Annotated in this window: 13 protein-coding genes and 1 pseudogene; 9 read left to right on the top strand and 5 right to left on the bottom strand. The window is 60.9% G+C overall.

From position 1 onward, the window contains the following. Window positions 1-50: 50 nt before the first annotated feature. The 3 genes and pseudogenes from BMY84_RS18320 (at window position 51) to BMY84_RS18315 (ending at window position 1,848) form a co-directional block, all read left to right on the top strand. Window positions 51-977 carry an alpha/beta hydrolase gene (locus BMY84_RS18320; protein WP_093085556.1) on the top strand — a complete coding sequence of 309 codons (927 nt, stop codon included), beginning with the start codon at window positions 51-53 and terminating at the stop codon, window positions 975-977. Window positions 978-1,015: 38 nt separating this feature from the next. Beyond that, window positions 1,016-1,225, top strand: a pseudogene (locus BMY84_RS30505) (transposase); the annotation flags it as partial. Then, window positions 1,171-1,848 (top strand): IS5 family transposase, encoded by a 678-nt coding sequence (locus tag BMY84_RS18315; RefSeq protein WP_371262429.1) that lies wholly within the window; start codon window positions 1,171-1,173, stop codon window positions 1,846-1,848. The pseudogene BMY84_RS30505 and the gene BMY84_RS18315, both read left to right, overlap by 55 nt. A 588-nt stretch (window positions 1,849-2,436) precedes the next feature. Here BMY84_RS18315 and BMY84_RS18310 read toward each other — a convergent pair. From BMY84_RS18310 to BMY84_RS18300, 3 genes are all read right to left on the bottom strand, one after another. Further along, a complete protein-coding gene (locus BMY84_RS18310) occupies window positions 2,437-3,855 on the bottom strand; it encodes a glycoside hydrolase family 28 protein (protein ID WP_093085647.1) in 1,419 nt (472 codons plus the stop codon). A gap of 28 nt (window positions 3,856-3,883) precedes the next feature. Further along, the gene (locus BMY84_RS18305) at window positions 3,884-6,118 is read right to left on the bottom strand and encodes a galactosylceramidase (RefSeq protein ID WP_093085555.1); all 2,235 of its coding nucleotides are present in this window, start codon (window positions 6,116-6,118) and stop codon (window positions 3,884-3,886) included. Between the two features lie 181 nt (window positions 6,119-6,299). Next, window positions 6,300-8,333, bottom strand: a complete 2,034-nt coding sequence (locus BMY84_RS18300) for a beta-galactosidase (protein ID WP_093085553.1) — start codon at window positions 8,331-8,333, stop codon at window positions 6,300-6,302. A gap of 275 nt (window positions 8,334-8,608) precedes the next feature. Here BMY84_RS18300 and BMY84_RS18295 point away from each other — a divergent pair, with 275 nt between their 5' ends. Further along, window positions 8,609-9,196 (top strand): RNA polymerase sigma factor, encoded by a 588-nt coding sequence (locus BMY84_RS18295; protein WP_093085552.1) that lies wholly within the window; start codon window positions 8,609-8,611, stop codon window positions 9,194-9,196. Window positions 9,197-9,249: 53 nt separating this feature from the next. On the opposite strand, the gene BMY84_RS18290 is transcribed toward BMY84_RS18295, so the two are convergent. Further along, a complete protein-coding gene (locus BMY84_RS18290; protein WP_177204070.1) occupies window positions 9,250-10,497 on the bottom strand; it encodes a glycoside hydrolase family 28 protein in 1,248 nt (415 codons plus the stop codon). 171 nt (window positions 10,498-10,668) lie between these two features. After that, window positions 10,669-13,458, bottom strand: a complete 2,790-nt coding sequence (locus tag BMY84_RS18285) for a glycosyl hydrolase (protein WP_143075084.1) — start codon at window positions 13,456-13,458, stop codon at window positions 10,669-10,671. A 277-nt stretch (window positions 13,459-13,735) separates the two neighbouring features. Between BMY84_RS18285 and BMY84_RS18280 the strand changes: the two genes are divergently transcribed. The 5 genes from BMY84_RS18280 (at window position 13,736) to BMY84_RS18260 (ending at window position 25,206) form a co-directional block, all read left to right on the top strand. Next, window positions 13,736-14,704: a FecR family protein gene (locus tag BMY84_RS18280; RefSeq protein ID WP_093085646.1), complete on the top strand. Its 969-nt coding sequence runs from the start codon at window positions 13,736-13,738 to the stop codon at window positions 14,702-14,704. Window positions 14,705-14,770: 66 nt separating this feature from the next. Continuing rightward, on the top strand, window positions 14,771-18,064 hold the full coding sequence (locus BMY84_RS18275) for a TonB-dependent receptor (RefSeq protein ID WP_093085548.1): 3,294 nt from the start codon (window positions 14,771-14,773) through the stop codon (window positions 18,062-18,064). A 143-nt stretch (window positions 18,065-18,207) separates the two neighbouring features. Beyond that, window positions 18,208-21,291 carry a TonB-dependent receptor domain-containing protein gene (locus BMY84_RS18270; RefSeq protein WP_093085546.1) on the top strand — a complete coding sequence of 1,028 codons (3,084 nt, stop codon included), beginning with the start codon at window positions 18,208-18,210 and terminating at the stop codon, window positions 21,289-21,291. Between the two features lie 224 nt (window positions 21,292-21,515). Continuing rightward, window positions 21,516-22,751 carry a rhamnogalacturonan acetylesterase gene (locus BMY84_RS18265; RefSeq protein ID WP_093085545.1) on the top strand — a complete coding sequence of 412 codons (1,236 nt, stop codon included), beginning with the start codon at window positions 21,516-21,518 and terminating at the stop codon, window positions 22,749-22,751. A 34-nt stretch (window positions 22,752-22,785) separates the two neighbouring features. Continuing rightward, a complete protein-coding gene (locus tag BMY84_RS18260) occupies window positions 22,786-25,206 on the top strand; it encodes a glycoside hydrolase family 2 TIM barrel-domain containing protein (protein ID WP_093085543.1) in 2,421 nt (806 codons plus the stop codon). Window positions 25,207-25,259: the final 53 nt, after the last annotated feature.

Below are 25,259 nucleotides of genomic sequence, written 5' to 3'. Positions count from 1 at the left end.
CTGCCGACGGTTCCGCTTTCAAAAAGCCGGGCCCTGACTATGCTGGGATCATGTCCGAATTCGACGCCATCGATCCCAACCCCAAGTTCAAGTTCAATCTTCGCGGGTGGGCCTTTTACCACTTTGTGAAGCTTCTGACACCGAACTTGTCTGACCCGAAGGTTCTGGCCGATACGATCAGGAAAGATCGGGCTCAGGGGCCGAGCAAACCGCCTAGGAAACTGGCGGGCGGGCTGGATTGGCGTGAGAGCGCGGAAAACGGCATGCGCGTTTTTCGCGTGCGTCGGAAAGGGGCTCCGGCAACGACCCTGAAACTGCTCTATCTGCACGGAGGCGCATATGTTCTCGACCTCCAGGCGATCCAGTGGAACCTAATTGAGGGTCTGCTGAGCCGCATCGACGCGGAGGTTATCGCCCCGATCTATCCGCTTGGACCTGAAGCAAGTTGGGAGGTCACAACCGCGGCGATCAGAGGGCATTTCCTTTCTCGGGCTGCCGAATACGGGCCTAAGAATATCATTGTTTGCGGCGACTCGGCGGGGGGAGGTTTGGCGCTTCTTCTGGCACAGGCGATGCGTGACGAGGGGTTGCCCCAGCCCCGAGCGCTCGTGCTATTTTCGCCGGCGCTTGATTTGAGCGGTAGCGGGCCGGATCAACCGGCGCTTGAACGGCGTGACCCCGCCCTCTCGCTCAAGATGCTCAAGGAGATCGGTCCGATGTGGCTGAAGGGCCTTTCACCCGAAGACCCGCGCGTGAGTCCGCTGTTCGCAATTCAGGACAATCTCCCACCCACCATCATCTTCACGGGGGATCGCGAGATCCTGCATTCGGACGGCCTACGTCTCAAGCTTCGTAATCCTTCCGTGGTGCACAGGGGCTATCCGGAAATGATGCACGTCTTTCCAGTGAGCCCCTTGCGTGAGGCGCAGCAAGCGCTCGATGAGGCGACGGCCTTCATAGAGCAGCACAAACCGTGATGAGGTTGAGGGGCGACAGTTGACGCACCCCTTGCCAATTGATTCAAGGCTGCCTTTTGGAGGCAAACTTGAGCCAATGCGACCTTACCGAAGCGGAATGGCATATCCTGGAAGGTCTGCTGCCGATCAAGCCTGAAAATCGTGGACAAGGTAGGCGCCCCGAGCAAAGTCGCTCCATCGTTAACGGCATTCTATGGCGGCTCCGGTGCGGAGCGCCATGGCGCGACGTCCCATCCAGGTATGGGAGTTGGAACACCGTTCACCGCCGGTTCCGGCGATGCAGCGAAGCCGGAGTCTGGGAGACCATGGCGGTCACGCTGGCCGAGATTATGGCGGACAGCGGCCATTACAGCATCGACAGCACCACAATCCGCGCCCACGTCTCGGCAGCGGACGGAAAAGGGGGACTCATCGACGCGCTCTCGGACGCTCGCGGGGCAGGTTCACCAGTAAGCTTCACTGCCTGGCTGATGCCCTTGGTCGACCGCTTGCCTTCCTCTTGACGGCCGGCGAGGCCGCAGAGCGCAAAGCATATGACGCCCTGATCGGCCTGCCCGAGCGCGAACCGGTCGCCCTGCTTGCTGACAAAGGCTACGACGCTGATGTCATCCGTGCCGACCTTGCCGAAAGGAAGATCGAGGCTGTCATTCCCGGACGGTCAAACCGCCGCGTAAAAATCCAACATGATCGAGCACTCTACAAGCAGCGGAACCGCATCGAGCGCATGCTCGGCCACCTCACGATCAACCGCGCCATAGCCACCCGCTATGATCAGCTGGCAAACAGCTTCCTCGGCATGGTCCATCTGGCTACCGCTAGATACTGGCTCAAATTTGCTCTTCGATGGTTGTCGGGACAGGACCGTTGGTGAAGAGGGCAAAGAGATAGCGGGTCGGCTTTTGGGGTTTCGGCCGAGGCTGGACCTGAAGAGCGAATTGTTTCTCGGACTCACCAGCCTTGGCCGTCAGAGTAACAGTAGCTGGCGAAGATTCGGCCCTCGGTCTGATAACGACGCCCGCAGCTTTCCAGCATCTGGCTGAGCGGACACGACGGCTGGGTTGCTCGATCGACGCGAGATCGGCGTGCCGGTGGCCGAACCAGCGGTGGGCGGGGTGATGTTGCCCAGCACGTCTTCTCAACGAGGAATTGCGATGGCCTCCAGGTCTTGGCGGGCGGTCGCAGACACCTGCCCGTCCGCAGGAAGTACACCTGCCGCAAGCGCGACTGCGGAGAGGATCAATCTGGAGAACATCTGCGTCGGCCCCTTGAATGCGGTTTCGATTGCTGGAGCGTGTTGTTGACGAGACGACGGCGCAACTGCGGAGCGGTCGTGCACCGGGGTGACCGAAAAAAAGCGGGAACGCCGAACGTGCAGTTTCGGCGCTCCCGCTCCCCCCTTGGATGCGTCGGGGAGGCCCTCGACGCCTGCGCCGCTCGAAGCGCAGGCGCAGCCATTGCGTCACTCGGTTTCAGCAAACTTCTCGACGTGCTGCAGCGTGAGAGGTGCAGAGAGGAGAGTTTTCACCTTCACCTTTTCGAGCGTGACGTCGCGTACAGGCATGTCGGCTTCGCCAAGGATCGAGCAGCGGAACTGTGCGGTGCCCACGTTCACATCGCTCACATGGATGTCCCGTATCGGCGTGAGCCTGCGCTCATAGGTGGGAAGCAGGGTCTTCCACTGATAGAGTACGTCAGTGGCGACGGCGAGAACGCCGCCTTCCAGCGCCGTCGCTGTCACGTGGGACATGTGGATGTTCTTCACGTATCCGCCGCGCCTCTCGTTCGTCTTCACGAAAAGCAGATTGTTCATAGGCACGGTCGTGCCCTCGCGCAGCTTGCCGCTGCCGACGAAGTGGCAGTCGTCGACCAGGACATTCTCGATGCCGGCCGAGAGCTCGCTTCCTATCGCCATCATCTGGTGACCGTTGACGATGCGACAGTTGCGCATGACGACGTTCTTCGCCGGCACGCCCAGCCGCCACGCGTCCATGTCTCGCCCGGACTTGACCGAGACCGCATCGTCGCCTTGGTCGAACTTGCAGTCCTCGATCAGCACATTCTGGCTCATCTCCGGATCGACGCCGTCGTTGTTGTGGCCATGGGCGAAGACGTTGAGGCGACGGATCACCACGTCTCGGCAGAGAAGCGGGTGCAGCGTCCAGAAAGGGCTGCCCACGATGGACACATCCTCCACCAGCACGTTCTGGCAGCGGTTGAACTGGATGAAATGCGGGCGAAGGTTCTTCTCTCCCGTTGCCATCTGCCGCTTCGCAACCGCTACGTTGTGCCGAGCCAGTTGGTATAGTTCGACGAGCGCGTCCATGTGCGCCTTGGGACGTGCATACCATATCTTCCATAGGTCTAGCCGCGCCTGCAGAGTGCCGCTGCCCGTGATGGCTACGTTACGGCAGTTGAAGGCATAGATCAGCGGCGAGTAGTTGAAGCACTCGATGCCTTCCCAGGACGTCTGCACGGCGGGGAGATAGTCCTTCGGATCATCCGAGAACAGCAGCGTCGCCCCCTTCGCCAGATGAAGGTTGACGTTGCTCCTAAGATGGATGCTGCCGACTTCCCAAGTCCCGGGCGGCACGACGACCACGCCCGAGCCGACGGAATGGGCCTCCGATATCGCCTTCGAGATCGCAATCTTGTTACGGCGCTTGTCGTCAGGCACCGCGCCATAGTCCGTGATGACGAACTGCCTAGAGGCTGAGAAGTCCGGCACGCCGATCGAGGGCATATCGAAAGGCGCGGGAACGCTAAGCTGGTTGTGCTTCAGCTGTGGGCGGACCACGGCCGCCATGCCGGGCGTGGCGACGACCGGGAGTGCGCAGCCGGTCAGGATGAGACTTCGGCGGGAAATGGATTTCGTCAGCATGGGATCCTCGAACGGCCGGAAGAGTGCGTCATCGTGCATAGATGGGTCGGAAGTCCGCGGGCGTGTTGGATTGCCCGGACTTTGCGGCTTCGGGCCCCACGGTCAGATCCGCATAATAGGGTGTGCTGACCTTTTCCGCCGTCTGGCCTGCAAGCAGACCCGCCATGCCGTTGCCGTAGAGACTGTCCAGGGCTTTCAGGATAGCTACGCCGTCTATCAGACCTGTGATCTCTTCACCCTTGAACCGAAGCGTCAGCTTGTGCCAGCGCCCGCTGGAGAGCGGAGTATGCGTGGTACTGGCGAGGACGAGTTCGCCGCCTTCGATGGGCTTGGCCTTCTGAACCATCGCCTGCTGCTCGGCATCGCCCACGGGCGCCTTGGGGTTCTTCTTGCCTCGGATGGCGACGAGCCGACAAACCCCTCCATCGGCGATCTCGAAAAAATAGCCCTTGGGAATGAAGCCATACCCAGTGCCCACATGATTGATGCGGCCCATCACGCCTGCAGTATCGCCTGGATTGAGCCAGATGGAGGCGCTGACCTCATAGTCGGTCCACTCGCTGTCTCCAAGGATGGTGTAGGGTCGCCAGTCCGGCGCCCAGGAGATGGTCGGAACGGGAACGACCTGCCGCAGGCAATGCCCATCGCCGTCAGGCCGCCGCGAAAGTTCGAACGCACCGGCGATGTCCGCGGTGAAGCGAGGCAGATAGCCCCAGTCCTTTGGCCGCGCGTAGGGGGCAAAATTCTCCGAGTAGGGAAAGGGGAAGCTAGACGATGGTGGAATGTCGGCGAAGCCACCCTTCTGCTGCCCACGCGTGGACGACAGCGAATAGATGCAGTCCGGCTCCAGCGTGACCGAGCAAATCCCCTTCTTCAAGGTCAGGTCGGCGAGGCGGACGAACTGTTCCGAGGCGTTGCTTCGCCAGACGCACAGAGGCCTTCTTGCCATGCCCGGTCCGACTTCGATCGACATTTCCTGGCTGGCTGATGCGCCCTTGGTCTCAATGATCACGCTGAATTCGCCGTCCGAGGACTTCAGGGACACGTAGGATCCTCCCATGGGCAGGCTCCCGCTGCCTCCAGCCGGGTAGGTCCAGCCAATCTCTGAGAACTGCCCGTAGTGGGCGTATCCCCACAGGGCCTCGCGAACCTTGTAGTGCCCGCTCCAAGGCTCATGGGCGAGCAGGGCGGCCGGGTCCTCCGAATATGGTTCGAGCGCGTAGATGCCGGCGATGTCGTACCAGTTGACGACCTTGGTCGCCCCGCTGTCGATGTAGTTTCGGTTAAAGCATTCCACGATGCTGATCGCGCAGTCGAACCCCTTCTTGTAGACATGGTCTTCGCTGTTCCAGATGGGCTTCCCCATCGCCTTGGCGGCGGCCTTGACCTCCGGCGATACCTTGAAGTTGGAGTAAAAGGTGTGTGCGCTGATGATGTCGATCGAGTCCCGAAGCTCCCTGTCGGCTACCATGTCCTTGACGAAGTCGAGCTTCCATTCGGGCCAATTGTCGAAGGCGTGCAGTTTCACTTTGGAGTAGCCGCGCTCATTCAGCGATCTGCGAAACTCCTTGGCGAATTCGTACGAGACGCCCTTCTCGTTCCGAACGCCGATGGCGTCCAGTTCGAGCCGATATTCGCGGCGGAGCCCATCGAGCCAATGGACATAATAGTCGATCGTGTCGGGGGAGAAGAACTTGGCGTCTCCCTGCCCCTCCATGCGTGGAAAGAGCTTGCCCTCCGTACCCAGCCAGCCAGGCGCGCTCCATGCGGTGGCGTCCAGGCTCAGGCGCGGATTGCGCTCCTTCGCCTCGGACAGGATCCACCAGGTGTATCCCCGGTGAAAGTTGAGATCCTCGCGGCTGTGCATGTGGCTCGGCATTGAGCCTTGCGTGGAATTTCCATCGCCAGGAATCTCGACCAGCAGAGCGCTGACCGACGCGCCGAACTTGGGCTTGTAGAGGAGGTCCAGAATCTGGCTCCGCTGCGGTTCGGGATAGTCCTTGAGCAGAACCGAAGTCGCACCGCCGCCGTTGACCACGCCGATGCCGTCGAACCTGTCGCCTGGGGCGTCGCCGCGCAGCTCGAGCACGACTTTCGACGAGGCCGCTTCGGTGGCACCAGCGGGGCTGGCCCGTCCAAGGATGCCATGAGCGGAAAAAAGGACTGAGGAAAGCAGATAGGTTCTACGGCTCAGCCCCAGCTGATTTATTTTGCGAGAGAATTCAGTCGTCCCGTGGTCGTCCTTGCGCCAACTTTCCGACATGCCGTTCCCCTCTGATTATCGATCTGGCAAGGTGCCCCATTAAAGGATGAATGGCAGAGCGATTCCCGTTTGCCCCTTCCAAAAAACAATCGAGATCGCGAATGCGCTGGCATCCAGGGCGCGTAAGGAGAGCGTGCGTAGTTCGCCCGGCGACAGGGTACGACGGATGTTCCGCGCTCCATCACCTCTCCATCCAGATTGCACAGTCTTGAGGACCTACGACGGGCCCGCCGACTACGAAGCGCGCGTTGGCCTGATCGGAAAGTTGGTAGGGCGTCGCGCCATAGTTGAAGGCGAACCGGTAAGGTCCGCGGCGCCGCAGTCGAACCCCATCCGGAAGCGGGACCGGCTGCAAGCCTGCCTTCAGCACTGCGGCGCGCATGATCGCGGCGTTGAACGTCGCGTCCCCTTTGCAGCCTACATAGCGGACACGGCCGCCATCAATGACCGCTGGCAAACCGTCGTCATAGTCCGCAAGCGAAGGGAGTTCGGTGTCGATCCATTCGCGCCACTCCATCGCATTTCCCGCTATCTGATCGCCTTGCACAGACACGGTGGTTCCCCGTCGAAGCGAAGCTACCTGCGTGACCTTCATAGGTATGAGTGCCTGCAGCGGACCTGGAGGGAGATTGCCCGGTATGCTGAAATTCTGTGTCTTTGAGCCGCTCCGAGGCCCAATCAGCACCAGCCCGGAAGCAGCTTTCAGTGCCTGACGCGTTCGATCGTGGATGGTCCACAACGACGGAATTACAATCAGCCGGTATCCGTCGATATTGCTACCAGGTCGCAGGACGTCCACGTCCATTCCCAGTCCACGAAGCGCCGCGTACCAGCTTTGTGCATGGGCCAGATCGCTTCCGCCGATGCCGTTGGGCTGAATTTCCGACATCCACGTGGATTCGTAGTCGAAGAGCAGCGCGACATCGGCACGTTCGCAGGATGGGACCGGACCCAGTTTGACAATCTCTTTGGCTACCCTTGCGGCCTCGACACCGCCGGGGGAAATTTCACCATCGGGAAGGTTGAGCCCGGCATGCATCTGCTCCGGACCAACCTGACCCTGTCGCCAGCGAAACCAGCTGACCGCTCCAGCGCCATGGGCGAATGCCTCCCAGGCCCATAGGCGCACCATACCTGGCAGCGGGGCAGGATTATAGCGCGCCCAGTTAACCGCGCCTGGCTGCTGCTCCATGATCCAGAATGGTTGGGCGCTGAGGCCGCGGATCAGGTCGTGGTTCCAACCCGTCAGGTCTGGATTGCCTGTTCGGTCCCATCGCGCGTCGTCTCCGCCAGCTGCCACGCCAAGCGGATAGCTGTCCCACGACGCAAAGTCCGTATCTGCCCCGACTGGGAAATGATCGAACTCTGTGAAATTGGCCATGAAATTCGTTGTGACGAAGCGACCGGGGGACAGCGGCCGGATTGCCGCAACCTGAGCTTTGTGAAAGGCGAGCACCTGCATCGACGAGAAGCGACGAAAATCAAGCAGCATGTCTGGCGGGAAATCGTAGGGGCTGGACATGGGCATGTTCACGGCTTCGAAACTTGGCAGTTGCTGTGACCAGACCACTGTGCCCCATGCCTCGTTCAGGCGTTCGATGGAACCGTAGCGAGCGCGTAGCCATAGGCGGAAAGCTGTCAAGTCTGCCGGCCCGTAGGAATAGGTGGTGTCATGACAGCCATACTCGTTGTCGATCTGCCATCCTACCACGCCGGCATGACGCCCATAGCGTTCGGCCATCGCTGTCGCGATCCGAGTCGCTTGCTCTCGATAGAAAGTGCTGGAGAAGCTGTAGTAGCGACGGGAGCCGAAAGACTTGATCCTACCATCCTTGCCCACCGGAAGGATTTCAGGATGGCGCGCGACCATCCACTCAGGAGGGCTTGCCGTTGGAGTGCCAAGGACTACGCCGAGTTTCGCCGCGGACAGCGTATCGATGGCGCGGTCGAGCCATGCCCAGTCGTATCGCCCCGGCTCTGGTTCCATCAACGTCCATGCGAACTCGCCGATCCGCACCCGGCTGATCCCGCGAGCCGCCATGTCGGTTGCATCCTGTTTCCAACGATCGGGTGACCAATGCTCGGGATAGTAGCACACGCCTAGTCTGAGGGGCTCCGCCTTCGACTTGTCGGCGGCTCTCGCTTCCGGCCCTAAAGCGTGCAAAGTAGCGGCAGCCAAGCCGGTCTGGAGCGCCGCGCGCCTGGTGATTCTCATGTGTCCTCCCACGATAGCGGCCAACGAATGAAAGCCAATGGTCAGGACAACCTTCTGACTTCCTTCCCGCCCTTCGGACGTTAAAGGCCTCCCACACTGGATGATTGGCAGCTTGATTTCCGTTCCGAGAGACAAAAAATGTCGACATATGTGCAGAAGGGGCGCTATGCCAGCGTTGGCACATTAAATCGCAGGCTTTTCGTGATTATAGTGATGGGTGGCTTCTACGAATAGGGACCTGGCACCTAAGTCAGGCGATAATCTGGGGATTGAGGATGACTGGCGACCGCAATCGAATCATGCAGTGGGTGGCGACGGAAGTGCTGCCTCACGAGAAGGATTTGCGCACGCGCCTGCGCCGCTCGGTTCCGCATCAGGATCTCGACGACATCATTCAGGAAGCCTATTTTCGGATTTCACGCCTGACCGACGTGGGCGAGATCCGCTCGGGCCGGGCGTATCTCTTCACCACTGCGCGGATGCTGCTGCTCGAGCGCATCCGTCGCGCGCGGATCGTGAACATCGATGCGATTGCCGACATCGAGGCTCTCCAGATCAGCACGGATGCACCTTCGCCGGAGCGGGTCACGGGTGGGAAGCGCGAGCTCGACAGGGTGAGGCGGCTGATCCAGGGGCTTCCAGAGCGCTGCAGGAAGATACTTGAGTTGCGCAAGATCGAAGGCCTTCCCCAGCGACAGGTCGCTGAAGAGATGGGACTGCCCGAATATACGGTCGAGAACGACGTCGCGAAGGCGCTGAAGCTGATACTTGGCTCCATGATAGCGGGTGAAGAGGCTGCCGAGGAAGCGTTGAGCGTTCTTGCTCCGATGACGCTCACGAAGGACGGCGGTCAGCGCAGTTAAGGACATGGATCATGGACGCCGGCGCCCTGTCGCCGCCTATGATCCCGGCCACTTCATCCTGAAAGCCGGTAGCCGTCTGGAGCGACCGGCGCCTCCTTCCGCGCGGGCCCATTCACGGAGCGGCCATTGATGACCACGTCCTCGAAAAGGACCGTAGCTTTGCCCGTCACCGCAAGCTCTGCTTCCTGATCGAGGTTCAGGGCGATCTGACGGACGTCGATCTCTCCAATCTCCGTCTGTCCGGGGTTCGGCCGGATGACGCCGAACGATCCGAACTTGCCCGATATGCGGCGCAGACGGATGTTGCGCACCACGGAATGGGGTGGCGCTGCGCCCTTGAGATCCCGAAACTGCGACCAGGGCTCGACCAGCAGGATTCTTCCGCCATCGCTGTCGAGCTGAATGTCGCGGACTTCGATGTCCCCATAGTATTGTGGGGTGTCGGGGCGCAGCTTGAGCATGAGGAGGTTCATGGCCCCGGTCACGCGACAGTTCTCCATCACGACGTTGCGGACGATGGTCGCTTCGCTTCCACAGGTGAATGCCTGATGCCCTCTGGCGAAATGGCAATTACGGATGCGGATGTTCTCCACCGGCGGGCTCTCCCGATCGGACATGGCGTAGGGGCCCTTCGATCCCTTGGCAGCGATGCAGTCGTCCGTGACGGAGAAGAAGCAGTCCTCCACGGTGACGTTCTGGGAGCTGTCGATGTCTATCGCGTCGCTGCTCGGAGCCTGCTTGTAGTCGTCGGGCACCACGAAGCTCGCCCCCCGGATGGATACGCCCTGGCACCTATACAGATGCAGGTTCCAGAACTGCGAATCCTTGAATCTGATCCCCTCGATCGTGACGTTCCGCGAATTCTCGATGAGCATCAGCCGAGCGCGGTCGACGCTGAGGTTGGGGAAGTTCGCAGGATCGGGCGCTGCCTTGCGCAATGCCCAGAACTTGTCCCAGATCGGTCGACCGGCGCCGTCGAGCGTGCCCTGCCCGGTCACCCTAAGCCCATCGCACCTGTCGGCATTGATGAAGGCCGGAATGAAGCGATCTTCGAAATGGCCCTCGATGCGAGTGCGCCGACGAGGGAAATGCTGCATGTCCGTGGTGCATCGCAGGACCGCGTCAGCCTGAAGGTGCAGGTGAACCGAGGGCTTCATGAAGAGGGCCCCGGACACAAATACGCCCTTTGGAATCACCACAGTGCCGCCACCCTTGGCAGACAAGGCGTCGATGGCGGACTGGATAGCCGCGGTGTTGATGAACGCGCCATCGCCTCGAGCGCCATAGGTCTTGATGTCCACGCGTCGCTCCATGCTGACCTGTCCTGCAAACGCGCTTTGCGCGAACGGCATCGCAATCAGACTCAGAGCCAGACGACGTCGCAGTATGGAGACCCCTCGCTTTGCCATTAGGACATCATGCTTCATCTGCACCAACTCCGCTGCTTTCCTGCCGTGCCACGTCCTTGCTCATCAGGGATGCCCAGCCGAAGGTGTGCCCGCGATTTCCGCGCCGCAGACTCCGCCACCGGCCGTCCCCTCGACGAGCTGCACCGGCTTCATCAGGCCAGACGGCTGCGGTACGATCAGTTCCGTGTCCTGCGGAGCGAAGCGCTCTCCGTATCGCAGATTAAGCAGGCGGCGATCCGGCTGCGTCTGTCCGGACAGATTGTTCAGCGCGCTGTTTCCAACCTCGACTTCGATCTCGTTCGGTCCGGTCTTCAGCGCCTTCGAGACGTCGATGCGGTAGGGGGGAGCCCAGACGCTTCCAACATTCTGGCCGTTGACCTTGACCCGTGCCGCCTCCCGGACCGGCGCATCGACCGCAGCGAGATGTCGGGCTTCCTTGACCGCCGCTCTCGGAATAGTTTCGCCGAAGTCGAGTGAGAAGCAGCGGTTGGGGCGAACGTCCGCGTCGATCATGAACCGGTACGAGCCGACCCCGGAATAGTGCTGCAATGCGGGGGTGTCCGTCCAGCTTCCAGGGGCGGCCGGCTTTCGTCCGCGGCCGTCGAACTCAAGGCTCCAGTCGCTCCTCAACACGGTCGATCGCACGAGCGCGCTGGCTGGGGGCAGCTGCTCTAAGGTCTTGGGGAGGAAGAGAACCCTGGACTCGTAGGGGGCCAGGGCGATGGGAATCGAACCGGTACCGGCGGACCAGCGGGATGCCGTCATCGGATCCCACCATTGCGCGCCGGTCTGCCCATCCCTCAGGATGACGGCGTTGGACACCGGCTGGTTGCTGCTGTTGACGATGAGGACGAAGCTGCCTTCGCTGGTGGCGCGCCGAATGAAACCTACGGACGAATCCGATTTCGCCAGATGCAGGTCGCGTGGAGCCAGCAGGGGAAGCTGCGTGCCGAGGGCCTCAATGCCAATTTTCGAGAACGCGTGCTGGCGGGCGAGCTTCCTCGACAAAGCCAGGACCGAGCCACGTGCTTTGCCCTCCTGCAGTCCGCCAGCTGATTGCGGCAGATCTCCGATCACGACGAGCTTGCCGCCATCCTCTACCCAGCGCGAGATGGCCGCGTAGGCATTTGGATCGATCCTGGAGATTGGAGGCAGGATCAGCAGCTTGTGCTTCATTCTCTTGGAGCTGACCGCCTCGGCGTCCACGAAGTCGAAGCCATATCCTGCATCCAGCACGGCTCCCACTAGGGCGGCCGAGACATGCTTGGGCATCGCGTCATTGGCAGATGCGTGGGCTGGCCGCATGTCGGCATATGAATCTTCGATAGGGAGGTAGATCGCGACGGAGTTGTCCGGGCTGCCCTGGCGGAGAAGGTGGGAGAGACGCTGGAGATAGCGGGTGACGTCCGGCATGGAGATCGACCAGGGGTTATGCTGGTTCAAGGCCGCGGCGGCGTAGAGGCTCCAACCCGGATTGCCGGCTTCGTTCGGACTGAGCGGCCAGCCGTGCCCCACGAGCTGATTGACGCCCTGAAGGAAGTGGCGGTCTGCCTCCATCTTGAGATCGAGAGGCGTCGCCGCCCAGGAGGGTGAGTGCAGCCAGGTCCAGACCTCTGACGAGACGACCGGCTTGTCGTATAGGTGCGCGCCGGAGGTCGCCCAGCGGGTGGACGTGAAGCTGCGCCAGTCCTCTCCCTCGCCTTCCGGCAACGCGACGCGCGATGCGCTCGACAGGCTGACGGGCGGAATCCCGTATACTTGGGCGCGGAACCGGGTGCCGTTTGCAGACGCCCATGACTGGATGGCGCTTAGATAGCGTTCGTCGACCAGCTCGGCCAAGGTGCGCGCCCAGTCGAAACGGACGTCGACACCTTTCGGCGCGTCGGTGAAGAGCACTTCCACATGGTCGAGCAGGTCATAGCCGCGGCGCCTCCGAAACTCCTCGGGCAGGTCGTCCGTCCAGCTTGAGCCATAAGCTTCCAGACTGTCGGAGAAGATAGCATCGGGCGGCAACTGGTCCTGAAAGGCGGTCAGGAGAGGTTGGATCGCCACCTTGAGATGCTGCGAAACTGCTTCCTTGCTCATGTGATCGAGAACGTAGCCTTCAGCGCCTACTGCAGGGCGCTTGACCTGCTGACCGGTCCTGCCGGCGACGAAGACGAGAACCTCGCGTCCGGCTTCGACGGAGGGCAACTGCAGGACGCTGCCACTTGTCGCATCGAAATCGGCAATTCGCTCCATCTGCGTCTTGGCGCTGCCGCCGATCTTCACGGCAACGATCTTCTCGCCTGGTCCAAGCGCGGGTAATCGAACGGCAGTCTGGCCCGACGGAACGGCGATCTTCGCCATCCGGATTTCGGCGGCCGCCTGGTCGACGCCGATGTGAGGGCCGCCGAACGGCCATCCGCTTCCTCCGGTGACGTCGATGCGCAGACCTTCGGCGCGAGCCTTTCGCCCTGCGTGCCCAAGCGCGTCCAGGAAAGTCGGTGAGAGGTAGCTATAGTTCCGCAGTCCAGGAAGGCCGCCATCAGGAATCTGGGGATAGACGGCCTGGACCTCGACACCGCCAAATCCAGCCTTCCGAATTTGCTCGATGTCGCGGTCGATATCCTGGTTTGTTGCCGAAGGTCCGAACCACCACCATCGCACCATGGGCCTCGCGTCCGCTGACGGATCGAGAAATCCCGACCATAGACTTGAGGGAGAATCTGCAGCCTGGGCGCCCGCAGCTGCAACGAGCAGGGCGCCGGTAAGCAACGCGTGATGGTATTTGCGAGATGATGGAATTTCCGGAGCTTTGGAGGCGATACCGTTGCCAACATGGCCTTCATATGCGGCATCGCGACTCTTCACAGGCGGCTCCCCTCGGTCCGTGTACAAAGTGCCCCTTTTTGCGGCGTTAGCCGTCAGGCCGGGACACTCTCACCATGCAAGATGCATCAGAATGCACCTTCCGTTCAAACGGTTGGAATTTCTAGAACCCGATGTGTCTGCTTCACCACGCTTGCGTGCGTGATCCAGATTCCGGCTTTTTTGCTTGATGCGTTGCTGTTAGATGGCGGATTCAGGCACCACGTCCGCGTGAGACAGCCGCCGACGGCCATCGATGATCGATGCGATATGGAGTGTCATGAGCGAGAGAGAATCAGCAGAGGCGATCGAAGAGGCTGCAATAGCCTGGGTCGCGCGCGTTGATTCCAGCCCAGACGATCCCGAGACGTTGGCGGCACTGGAGGCGTGGCAGTCGCAAGACCCACGTCGAGAGGGGGCATATTTTCGTGCCAGCGCCGCCTGGGCGGGACTGGATCGTGCACGTGTGCTGCCCTCGTCCAATGACGATGTGGAAGCTCCCCCGGTCAAGCATCGGGCGTCACTGGGCAGGCGCTCGCTGATGGCGGGTGCGCTCGCCCTCGCTCTCGGCAGCGTGGTGCTCGGATTTAGTTCGTGGCGTTCATCGTCGAAAGAAATCGTCACCGCGCTAGGCGAGGTGCGTCGGATGCCGCTGAGCGACGGTTCGCTCGCCGTCGTCAACACCGACAGTTCCATCAACGTAAGGCTGCGCTCTACCGGGAGGGACGTCGCCCTTGATCGCGGCGAGGCGTGGTTTCAGGTAGCCAAGGACAAGGAGCGTCCCTTTGTCGTATCGGCCGGGGACGTGCGGGTTCGAGCAGTTGGTACGGCCTTCTCCGTTCGCAAGACGATGGACGGCGCCGACATTCAGGTGACCGAGGGAACGGTGCAGATCTGGAGTGTGGCCAATCCGGCCGTCAGGAGGTCGGTGAGTGCAGGTAGCCGCTTGTATGCCGGCAACAGAGCGGGGCCTGGAGCCGCGACCAAGTCCGTTCATGACATTGATCGAAGCCTTTCCTGGAGAACGGGCCAGCTCGTGTTCGAGGGCGAAACGCTCGGATCCGCCGTTGCCGAATTCAACAGGTACAATGCGACCCAGATCCGCATCGAAGATAGTTCGCTGGCTTCAGGTCGCTTCGTCGGTTCGTTTCGAACCAATGAGCCTGAAGCCTTCGCAAAGGCGGCTGCAGCACTCCTTGGCGCCCGCACATATGAGAGCAACGGTGAAATCATCCTGACGCGTCCGTAGCGTGTTGAGAAGACCCAGAAAAACATTCGAAGAAGGAAGCTCGTCGCGAGCTTAGGGGGATGCTGAATGGACTACCGGAACCCGATGGCGGTTGGGCTTTTGCTCGCCATCGGTACGATGGTGTGTCCCGATGAAGCCTTTGCGCAGCGCAAGGCCTTCAACATAGCTGCGCAACCGGTGATAACGGGATTGCGGGAGCTTGCGGCGCAGGGAAACACTCAGATCCTTACTCAGGAGGCGACGACGAAGGGGCGACGGATCAACGCTGTCAGAGGCAATCTTACGGTCGAACAGGCAATCACCGCAGCGTTGCGTGATACCGGGCTTACCTTTACAACTGCGGACCATAGGACATACATCGTAACCCCAGCCGATCGGCTGCAGACGGCGTCCACCCGTCCTTCCGAATCCTACGACCAGAATCCGGAAATAATTGTGACCGGATCTCGCATCGCAAGGCCAGCGGAATCCTCTCCAGGAACTGCGCCGACCGTCAGCGTCGGGACCGATCGGGTCCGGCTTTCAGGTTCGCCGAACATGGAACGGCTGCTGTCGCAGCTCCCTCAGGTCACGGGATCCCAGCGGGGCAGCCAGTTCGGCAACCAGACTCCAAATGGGAGCTATGCGGAGGTCAATCTGCGTGGCTTCGGCGCCACTCGTAACCTGGTGCTTGTGAACGGACGCCGTTTCACGATCGTCGATGCTACCCTCATCACCGACCTCAATACGGTGCCGACAAGCCTGATAGAGCGCACGGAGATCGTCACTGGCGGTTCCTCTGCGGTGTACGGATCCGACGCGATCACGGGCGTGGTAAACTTCATTCTGAAGGACGACTTCGAGGGCTTCGAGCTCCGCCCTCAGATGAACCTCAACAGCATCTCCGACTCGCATACCTCCAGCGTCGACTTGACGGCGGGCTTCAATTTCGCAAGCGGCCGCGGCAACGTGACCTTGTCAGGCAACTACCTCAAGCGCGATCCCGTCCTGCGGTCGCAGCGTGGCGACTATGCGGTGTGGTCGCTGTTCGATGGCTGCATCATCCCCGGGAGCGGGGGCAGGAATAGGCCCGGTACGCCGCTATCGGTTCCAGCGGGGCAGACGTGTCTGGGCGCGGGCGGCGAGCAGGGCTTCATCAACTCTGGGAGCACGACGGTGCCGAACGGCATCATCAGCGGCATCCCATCCTTCGGCGGCTCCAACGCTGAGCTCAACGCCGCCTATGCAGCTGCAGGGCTGACAGGCATTGGGAGCCTCGGCTTCATCTTCAACGACGCTGGCACCGACGGGCGTCCGGTGAACAATCCCGGCGACTTCTACAACACCACGCCGGAGAACTACCTGTCGCAGCCTCAGAAGCGCTACATGTTCAACGGCTTCGCTCATTACGATCTGAGCGACGCGATCACCCTCTTCACGGAGCAGCACTTCAGTCGCAACGAAGTCACGGCGCGACTTGCACCCAACGGTGGCAGCGGGCTCACCATGCTGGATGTCGACAATCCCTACGTCTCTCCCGCCCTCCGGGAAGTTTTCAGGCAGCTCGACATGGCCGAGACCGGGCCGCGCAGCGCGACTGCGGGATCGCTGACCACTACGACCACGCCCAACGACGGCAGGGTAATCGTCAATCTGGCCAAGCGGTTTCTGGACATCGGCGCACGGGTCGGCACGGACCGGCGGCACAGCTACCGCGGCGTCTGGGGCGCTCGTGGCAGCCTGGACAGCGCCACTGACCGTTTCCTCACCGATCTGCGCTACGAGTTTTACTACAGCTACGCCAACACGAAGGATCGGCTGGTGCTGCAGAACGCCTATTCGAAAAGCGCGCTGCAGCGGAATCTGCTCTCGGTCGGCGGCGCGGCACCCGTCTGCAACATCTTTGGTCGCAACGCTTCGCGGGAATGCCTCGATTCAATCACGGTGCCAGCGTCAAGCCGATACAGTGCCACGCAGCAGGTTGTACAAGGAAACGTCGCGGGCAATCTGCTGTCACTTCCGGCTGGGCCGGCTGGCTTCTCCCTCGGCGTAGAGTATCGCAGGACCGGCGCTTCGTTCACACCGGACGCCGGTCTCGCGTCAGGCGACATCTCAGGGTACGACCCCGGTCTGCCGACCAGCGGCACTGTGTCGGCACGCGAATTCTTCGGCGAGATCCGCGTTCCGCTGATGCGCGATGTGCCTCTCATCGAGCAGCTGACGCTCAACGGCGGCTTTCGCGTGTCCGACTACAGCCTCAAGGGCATCGGCACCGCATGGACATACCTGGCTGGCGTGGAGTGGCGGGTGTCGCGCGACATTTCGTTCAGAACGCAGTTCCAGCGCGCCATCAGAGCACCGAACATTCAGGAACTATATGGGGGGCAGAGCGCTGGCGCAGTCCCTGGCATTGATCCATGCTCGAGCCGAGCGCCCGCTTCACGTCAGACCGAAGATGTGCGCGCCTTGTGCATCGCCACCGGGGTCCCGGCCGATAGCGTTTTCAACGCGGTCGTTCAGCCGACTGGGAACCTTTTGGCGATAACGGGCGGGAACGCCGGACTGGCGGCGGAAGTGTCCGACACGTTCACGGTCGGTACGGTCATCACGCCCCGTTTCGCGTCGGGCTTGTCACTGACGGTCGACTATTACAACATTCGCTTGGATGGAGCGATCGCGAGCCTGGGCGGTGGCGCGCAGAACCTCTACAATCTCTGCTATTACACGCTCAAGGACGCCAGCGGCGCATATTGCAAAGCGATCATACGCAACCCTGCGACGGGCGAGGCTGGGGGGACGCAAGGGGCTGCCGCTTATCTGCTGAGTGCTAATACCGGTCAGCTCAAGACTCGCGGCTTCGATCTAGCCTTGAAGTACAGCATCGACCTTGCGGGATTGGGGGCGGGCGGAAGCCGTCTGAGCCTAGAGAGCAACTTCAACTGGCTGCAGGAATATACTGTAACGCCAGTGGCAGCCATCCCATCGATCAGGAATGAATGCGCAGGTGCATATGGCAGCACCTGCGGCTCTACCTTCCCCCGATGGCGCGGCATAAGCCGCGTTACCTGGACGCTGTCGGATATCAGCCTATCGCTTGGTCACCGGTTCGTCGGTTCGGCCATCACCGATCGGTACCTGGTGCCTTTGCGCCAGGGCGGCACCCCGACGCCACTTGCCGTGATCACCAATCCGAAGCTGCCGGCTCGGCACTACATCGACCTGTCGTTCGATTACCGCATCATAAAGAGGATCGCCATATTCGGCGGCGCGAACAATGTCTTCAACACGCGCATACCCATCGGAACCAATGGTGCCGTCTACCCCACGATACATGATGTGCTTGGTACCGAATTCTTCCTGGGTGCGCGGTTGCAGTTTTAGCCTGCATCAAGAAATCTTCCCTCAACCGGGATCAACAGCGGGCATCCGATAAATTTTTTGGGCGTCCTGAACGGAAGAGCGACGCCACTGCATCTCTCCTATTGCACCCGGCAACGCAGTCCGGGCTCAAAAGGGAGGGGAATATGCGTTCTCGTAACTGGCTACTGACCGCAAGCATAGCGGTGATCGCCCTGGCGACCCAGTCGGCGCAGGCTCAGCAGGCTGCGCCTTCGATTGCGGCGCCTCAGGAGCAGGCGGAATCCGCCGCGAAGCAGGCGACTGACATCATTGTCACTGGATCGCGCATCGGGCGACAGGCCCTCGATGCCGCCACGCCATTGACTGTGGTCGGTGAAGAAAGCCTTAAGCTGGCTGGCAACACCAACGTGGAACGCACGCTACAGCAGTTGCCGCAGGTCAACAGCGGGTCGCGCGGGAGCCAGTTTGGCAATCAGGTGCCGGGCGGAAGCTACGCGGACGTCAATCTTCGCGGTTTCGGCGCCACGCGCAATCTCGTGCTGGTCAACGGACGCCGATACACCATCGTCGACGCGACGGGGATCACCGATCTCAACACGATCCCGACCACCTTAATCCAGCGCACGGAGATCGTGACCGGCGGTTCGTCGGCGGTCTATGGCTCAGACGCGATTACCGGCGTAGTCAACTTCATCCTGAAGGATGACTTCGAGGGTTTCGAAATTCGTCCGCAGATCAATGCGAACAGCGTTTCGGATTCGCACACCTACAATGTCGACCTCACGGCTGGCTTTAATTTTGGTGGCGGTCGCGGTAATGTCACTCTGTCAGGAAACTATCTCAAGCGCGATCCAATTCTTCGCTCGGAGCGCGGCAATTACTCGCAATGGTCATTGGCTGACGGCTGCATCGTGCCTGGCAGCGGGGGAAGCAACTCGCCCGGTACGCCTTTCACTGTACCGTCGGGTCAAACGTGCCTGGGCGCGGGTGGTGAACAAGGCTATATCAACTCGGGCTCCAACACTGTTCCCAACGGCATCATCAGCGGTATTCCCAACTTCGGCGGCTCGAACGCGGCTCTCAACTCCGCCTATGCGGCGGCAGGTTTGACAGGTCTTGGCGGCTTGGGATTCATTTTCAACGATGCAGGCACCGACGGGCGCTTAGTCAACAATCCTGGGGATTTCTACAACACCGCGCCGGAGAACTATCTGTCGCAGCCTCAGAAGCGTTACATGTTCAACGGTTTCGCTCACTATGATGTGAGTGATGCCATCACCTTGTTCACCGAGCAGCATTTCAGCCGCAACGAGGTGACTGCGCGCCTCGCGCCAAACGGCGGTGGCGGCCTCACGATCCTCGACGTGAACAACCCTTATGTTTCGCCTGCTCTGCAGGAGGTGTTCCGACAGCTCGATAGAGCTGAGACTGGGCCCCGTAGCGCCACTTCGGGCTCGCTGACGCTCACGACCACGCCAAATGACGGCAGGGTCATCGTCAATCTGTCGAAGCGCTTCCTCGACATCGGCGCCCGGATTGGCACCGACAAGCGGGACAGCTATCGCGGCGTCTGGGGCGCTCGCGGTTCGATCGGAAGCGCGTCGGAGAACTTCCTGACGGATCTGAAGTACGAGTTCTATTACAGCTACGCCAACACCAAGGACAAGCTGGTGCTGGAGAATGCCTATTCAAAGAGCGCGCTTCAGCGTAGTCTGCTCTCGGTCAATGGCGCAGCACCGGTCTGCAACATCTTTGGTCGCAACAATTCGCAAGACTGTGAAGATGCCATCATCGCCCCGGCGTCCAGCCGCTACGACGCAACCCAACAGGTCGTGCAGGGCAACATCGCAGGCAATCTCTTCCCGCTTCCAGCAGGGCCGGTGGGCTTCTCGATTGGCGCTGAATATCGCAAGACCCACGCGACTTTCACACCTGATGCAGGCCTCGCGTCTGGCGATATCTCAGGTTACGACCCCGGCCTGCCTACAGGCGGCACAGTTTCGGCCAAGGAAATCTTCGGTGAAATCCGGATCCCGCTGATCCATGATACGCCTTTCATTGAGCGGCTGACGCTCAACGGTGGCTTCCGGATGTCCGACTATAATCTCAGCGGCATCGGCACGACCTGGACCTATCTTGGCGGCGTGGAATGGCGCGTATCGCGGGACATCTCGTTCCGTGCCCAGACCCAACGCGCCATCAGAGCGCCGAATGTCCAGGAACTTTATGGTGGGCGCGCGACGCCGACCGTAACTGCTATCGACCCGTGTTCCAACCGCGCGCCCGTAGGCAGCCAAACGGCGGATGTTCGAGCTCTCTGCATCGCTACCGGCGTCCCGGCGGAAAACGTCTTCACTGCTGTCGTTCAGCCGACAGGAAACATCTCCACGATCACTGGTGGGAACCCCAGCCTGAGCGAGGAAAAATCCGACACGTTTACGCTCGGCACCGTTATCACACCCAGCTTTATACCGCGACTGGCGCTGACCATCGACTATTACAACATCCGCCTAGATGGTGCGATCGCAGGTCTCGGCGGCGGCTCTCAGAACGTTTACAATCTCTGCTATTACACCATCAAGGAGGCTAACAGCGAATACTGCAAGGCGATCGTGCGCAACCCGCTGACAGGCGAAGCCGGCGGAACGCAAGGAGCTGCCGTCTATGTCCTTAGCGCCAACACCGGTCAGCTCAAGACCCGTGGCTTCGACTTTGGCCTGCAATACAGCCTCGACCTTGCTGGCTTCGTGGCGAGCGAAAGCCGTTTGAGCTTCGAAAGCAACTTCAACTGGCTGCGCGACTACACCGTGACGCCCGTGGCGGACCTTCCTGCGGTCAGGAACGAATGCGTGGGCGCTTACGGCGGGACCTGCGGCGCGCCGTTCCCACGGTGGCGCGGCATAAGCCGGATCACCTGGTCGGTAGCCGACCTCACGCTGTCGGTGCGCCACCGCTATGTCGGTCCCACCACAACCGACCGCTATCTGGTTCCGCTCCGCCAGGGCGCGACGCCGACTCCGCTTGAGGCGATCACCAACCCGAAGATGCCTGCACGCAACTATATCGACCTCTCTTTCAGCTACACCATCAAGGATGGCGGTGCGCGCGATAACGGGATCGAGTTCTTCGGCGGTGCCAACAACATCTTCAATCCGCGGATCCCGGTCGGGACGAACGGTACGGTCTACCCGACGATTCATGACGTGCTGGGGACCGAGTTCTTTTTTGGCGTCAAAGCGAAAATCTGATCCATTTGGTGACGAACAGATCCTCCCCACTGGGCGTCGCGCGGTTCAAGCGCGACGCCATTTCTTTGGCCGGAGGATGTCATGAACTTCGGGCACTTTGATTGGAGGGCGTTGCGGCAGCACCCCTCACATTCATTCGCGCTCAAACCGTCAATTGGCCGTGCGAGAAACTCGTTACGAAGGTCGGGTTTTGCACGGCCAGATTTCCTGAATGGATATGGCCGATGATAGGACGAAATCATCTGAAGGTGGCGTTTGCTGCTGCGCTGCTTGCCAGCGATGGCGTTGGAGCGACCCGCTTTGACCGGCCTACTGTAGTCAATGCTTTCGACGAGAGGCGGGGAAGCGGGTTTGACGCGCCTTTGCCGACTGCGAAGGGTGGAGCGGTGCAGTCGGACAAGCCGTTCGTCTACATTCAGGATGTGCCCGCAGAGGGAAATTATAGGGTTTCGGTCACGCTTGGCGGTCCCGAGAAAAGTGTGACGACGGTTCGTGCCGAACTGCGGCGCCTAATGCTGAAGGAGATCGCGGTGCCAGCTGGTGACCGGCGGCGACTAAGTTTCATTGTCAATATCCGTACACCTCATTTGCCCCATGGAGGAAGGGTCTTCCTCAATCAGCCACGCGAAACCATCACGGAGGCTGACGCCTGGGATCGACGGATCACCTTGGAGTTCACGGGAAAAATGCCGGCCGTGCGTGAAGTGAGCGTCGAACCGGTCAACCGACCAACCGTATATCTGCTGGGGGACTCGACGGTCACCGATCAGCCTGCCGAGCCTTATACGAGCTGGGGGCAGATGATCACCGCGCTCTTTCTCCCGAAGATCGCCTTCGCCAACCACAGCGAATCGGGAGAGTCGATATCCGGGGCCCTCGAGAAGCGGCGCGTGGACAAGGTCCTGTCCCTCATCAGGCCGGGAGACACGCTGATGCTTCAGTTCGGCCACAATGACATGAAGAAGGCGTCCACCGATCCCACCGCTCCGGCGCTGTTCCAGAAGCAGATGACCGATGTCGCCCTCGAAGCGCGAGCGAAGGGGGCGACAGTCATCATTCTGACCCCCGTCAGCCGGCACAGCTTCGAGGACGGCAGGATCGCGAATTCGTTTCTCGACTATCCGGAAAGATCGCGTGCGGCAGCCAAGGCGGCTGGAGCGACGCTGATCGATCTGAACGTGTCGAGCGCGGAGCTCTACGAAGCGCTTGGACCAGAAAAGTCCTGGGCCCTGTTCAAGCCGAAGGTTGCTGGCGAGAAGATCGATGCCACGCACCATAGCGCATATGGCGCTTGGGAAGTGGCAAAGCTGGTGGCCCTTGGCATCCAGGACAGCCATCTCGCGTTGGCCGCGTCGATCCGGCCCGGGTTCCATTTCGATCCGTCTCAGCCGGATCCGATAGACGAGTTCACGTTGCCGCCAAGCTCCGTGCGCACGGTCCAGCGGCCGTTGGGTGACTGACGCCCGCATCCAATTTCACGAGAGGCTCATCCGCATGAAACCAATGGCTCTTACCCTTGCGCTCCTGCTCGCGACGGCCGGCACGCTACCGATGGCCGCACGGGCACAGGGACCGGTGCGCGTGACCGAAAGTTTCAACCAGGGCTGGAAGTTCAAGGCCGGCGAGGTCGCCAGCGGCGAATCAGCCATGCTCGACGATGGCGCCTGGCGTCGCCTCAGCTTGCCCCACGATTTCCAGATGGAGCAGCCATGGGTTAAGTCGGCCAGCAGCCAACGCGGGTTCAAGGAGATGGGGATTGGCTGGTACCGCAAGTCCTTCAAGGCGGACGCGGGCTGGAAGGGCCGCAAGGTCCTGCTCGACTTTGACGGGATGATGCTGTTCGGCGAGGTCTGGCTCAATGGGCATAAGATCCTCGACGTCGATTACGGCTATCTCGGCAAAGAGGTGGACCTTTCCCCACACCTGAACTTCGGTGGTAACAACGTGGTCGCGGTGCGTACCTCGACCGGCGCCAATCGTCAGTCACGATGGTATACGGGGGGCGGGCTGTTCCGCGACGTCAGCCTCATCGTAAAGGATCAGGTGTCAATCGCTCGCAACGGCGTGTTCGTGACGACGCCCAACGTGTCCCGGCAGAGTGCCGACGTCGCAGTGCAGGTCGATGTCGAAGGCATCTCCGGAAAGGCGCTGAATGTTGAGGTCCGCACGGAGATATTCGGCCCCGATGGGAAGCGCGTGTCGCAATCGAGCGTAGCGGCACCGCAGAACATGAAGATGTCATGTATCGAGATCCCGCTCCCGTCGATGCATCTGGAGGCTCCCCGTCTCTGGTCTCCCGATTCGCCCAACCTCTATCGGGCGAATGTTGCGCTCGTCCTGGATGGCAGGAAGGTCGACGAGATCAACGAGACGTTCGGCATCCGCTCGATCGAGTTCTCCAAGCAATCTGGTCTGAAGCTGAATGGAGAGAAGCTGCTTCTGAAGGGGGCCGCTGATCACGAGGACTATGGCGCGCTGGGAACCGCTGTCTACGATCGCTCGATCGAACGTCTCTTCAAGCGGCTGAAGGCTTTTGGCTTCAACCATGTCCGGACGTCCCACAACCCCTATTCCAGCGCCTTCATGCGCCTTGCTGACAAGTACGGCATCCTGGTGGTGGATGAGCTTGCGGACAAATGGAGCGACGGTGAATATTGGCCGGGCGCGAAGCCCTTTACCCAGATCTGGTACGACATCACGCAGGAATGGATCAGGCGCGACCGCAATCACGCCTCGGTCGTGATGTGGAGCCTTGGGAACGAACTGCAGATGCGAGAGGACCTTACGGGCTTCCCCGGCACCAAGGACTGGGGCGTCACGTCGTACAAGATTCTCAAGACGCTCGTGGAACGCCACGATCCCACAAGGGCGACGACGGTCGCGATGTATCCGTCTAGAGCGAACGCCATCACGCGGCACGACCCCGACTTCAATACCAAGGTCATACCGCCTGAGCTTTCGCTCGTGACCGACGTCTCGAGCTTCAACTACCAGTACAAGGCCTATCAGCAGTATCTTAGCCAGGCGCCTGAGCTGATCATCTACCAGAGCGAGGCGTCGACCGCGACCCTGACGGCTTCCTGGTTCGGCATGGATCTGCAGAAGATGGTCGGCTTGGCCTATTGGGGCGCCGTGGAATATTGGAGCGAGTCCAGCGGTTGGCCGAAGAAGGGCTGGAACTTCTCGTACTTCAACCATGCGCTCGAACCCAATCCGCAGGCATATCTGATCAAGAGCGCGTTCAGCGACGAGCCGCTCATCCGGATCGCAGTGGTCGACAGCGCCGGAGAGGCCATCAACTGGAACGACATCGATGTCGGACGTGCCGAGGTGTCCTCTCACTGGAACAGAGTGCCGGGGCGCAAGTACGCCATGTTCACCTACACCAACGCAGACGAGGTTGAGCTGCAGCTGGATGGGCAGTCCCTGGGGGTGAGGCAGAATCAGCGCAACGATCCTGAACGACGCAACATCATCCAGTGGGAGGATGTGCCCTATGAAAAGGGCGGCAGGCTGATCGCGATCGCCCGGACCGGCGGCAAGGAGGTCGCGCGGCATGTGCTGGAGACCACCGGTCCAGCAAAGCGGCTGCAGATCGAGGCGGAGAATCCGTCCGACTGGAAGGCGGGAGAGGGAGACCTGCAGTACATCAAGATCCGCGCACTCGATGCGAAGGGGCGTCCGGTCCCCACTGCTGACAACGAGGTGACGGTGGATGTGGCGGGGGCCGGTGAACTCGTGGCGATCGACGACGGTGATCATACGAGCGACGCCCTATTCGGGGGCAAGTCGAAGCGTATGCACGATGGGTTCGTGATGGCGATCGTGCGATCGAAGAAGACCGCAGGTTCCGTGAGCGTGAAAGTCTCCGCGCCCGGCATTGCGGGCCAGCGGATCCGGTTGAGCACCAACTGACTTGGGGCATCATGCTGCTGAAGCAGGTGCTGTGCGGATCATGCGTTGACGAT

The sequence above is a fragment of the Sphingobium sp. AP50 genome, assembly GCF_900109095.1.
Classification (GTDB): Bacteria; Pseudomonadota; Alphaproteobacteria; order Sphingomonadales; family Sphingomonadaceae; genus Sphingobium.
The sequence above is the reverse complement of the archived record's forward strand: the minus strand, read 5'-3'. Positions and strand labels throughout refer to the sequence as shown.

Bases quoted from the DNA above. Each gene is read 5' to 3' on its own strand.
- BMY84_RS18310 (WP_093085647.1), bottom strand. From the start codon at position 3,855: ATGCTGACGAAATCCATTTCCCGCCGAAGTCTCATCCTGACCGGCTGC.
- BMY84_RS18315 (WP_371262429.1), top strand. From the start codon at position 1,171: ATGGCGGCTCCGGTGCGGAGCGCCATGGCGCGACGTCCCATCCAGGTA.
- BMY84_RS18275 (WP_093085548.1), top strand. From the start codon at position 14,771: ATGGACTACCGGAACCCGATGGCGGTTGGGCTTTTGCTCGCCATCGGT.
- BMY84_RS18280 (WP_093085646.1), top strand. From the start codon at position 13,736: ATGAGCGAGAGAGAATCAGCAGAGGCGATCGAAGAGGCTGCAATAGCC.
- BMY84_RS18260 (WP_093085543.1), top strand. From the start codon at position 22,786: ATGAAACCAATGGCTCTTACCCTTGCGCTCCTGCTCGCGACGGCCGGC.
- BMY84_RS18305 (WP_093085555.1), bottom strand. From the start codon at position 6,118: ATGTCGGAAAGTTGGCGCAAGGACGACCACGGGACGACTGAATTCTCT.
- BMY84_RS18300 (WP_093085553.1), bottom strand. From the start codon at position 8,333: ATGAGAATCACCAGGCGCGCGGCGCTCCAGACCGGCTTGGCTGCCGCT.
- BMY84_RS18265 (WP_093085545.1), top strand. From the start codon at position 21,516: ATGATAGGACGAAATCATCTGAAGGTGGCGTTTGCTGCTGCGCTGCTT.
- BMY84_RS18295 (WP_093085552.1), top strand. From the start codon at position 8,609: ATGACTGGCGACCGCAATCGAATCATGCAGTGGGTGGCGACGGAAGTG.
- BMY84_RS18320 (WP_093085556.1), top strand. From the start codon at position 51: ATGTCCGAATTCGACGCCATCGATCCCAACCCCAAGTTCAAGTTCAAT.
- BMY84_RS18270 (WP_093085546.1), top strand. From the start codon at position 18,208: ATGCGTTCTCGTAACTGGCTACTGACCGCAAGCATAGCGGTGATCGCC.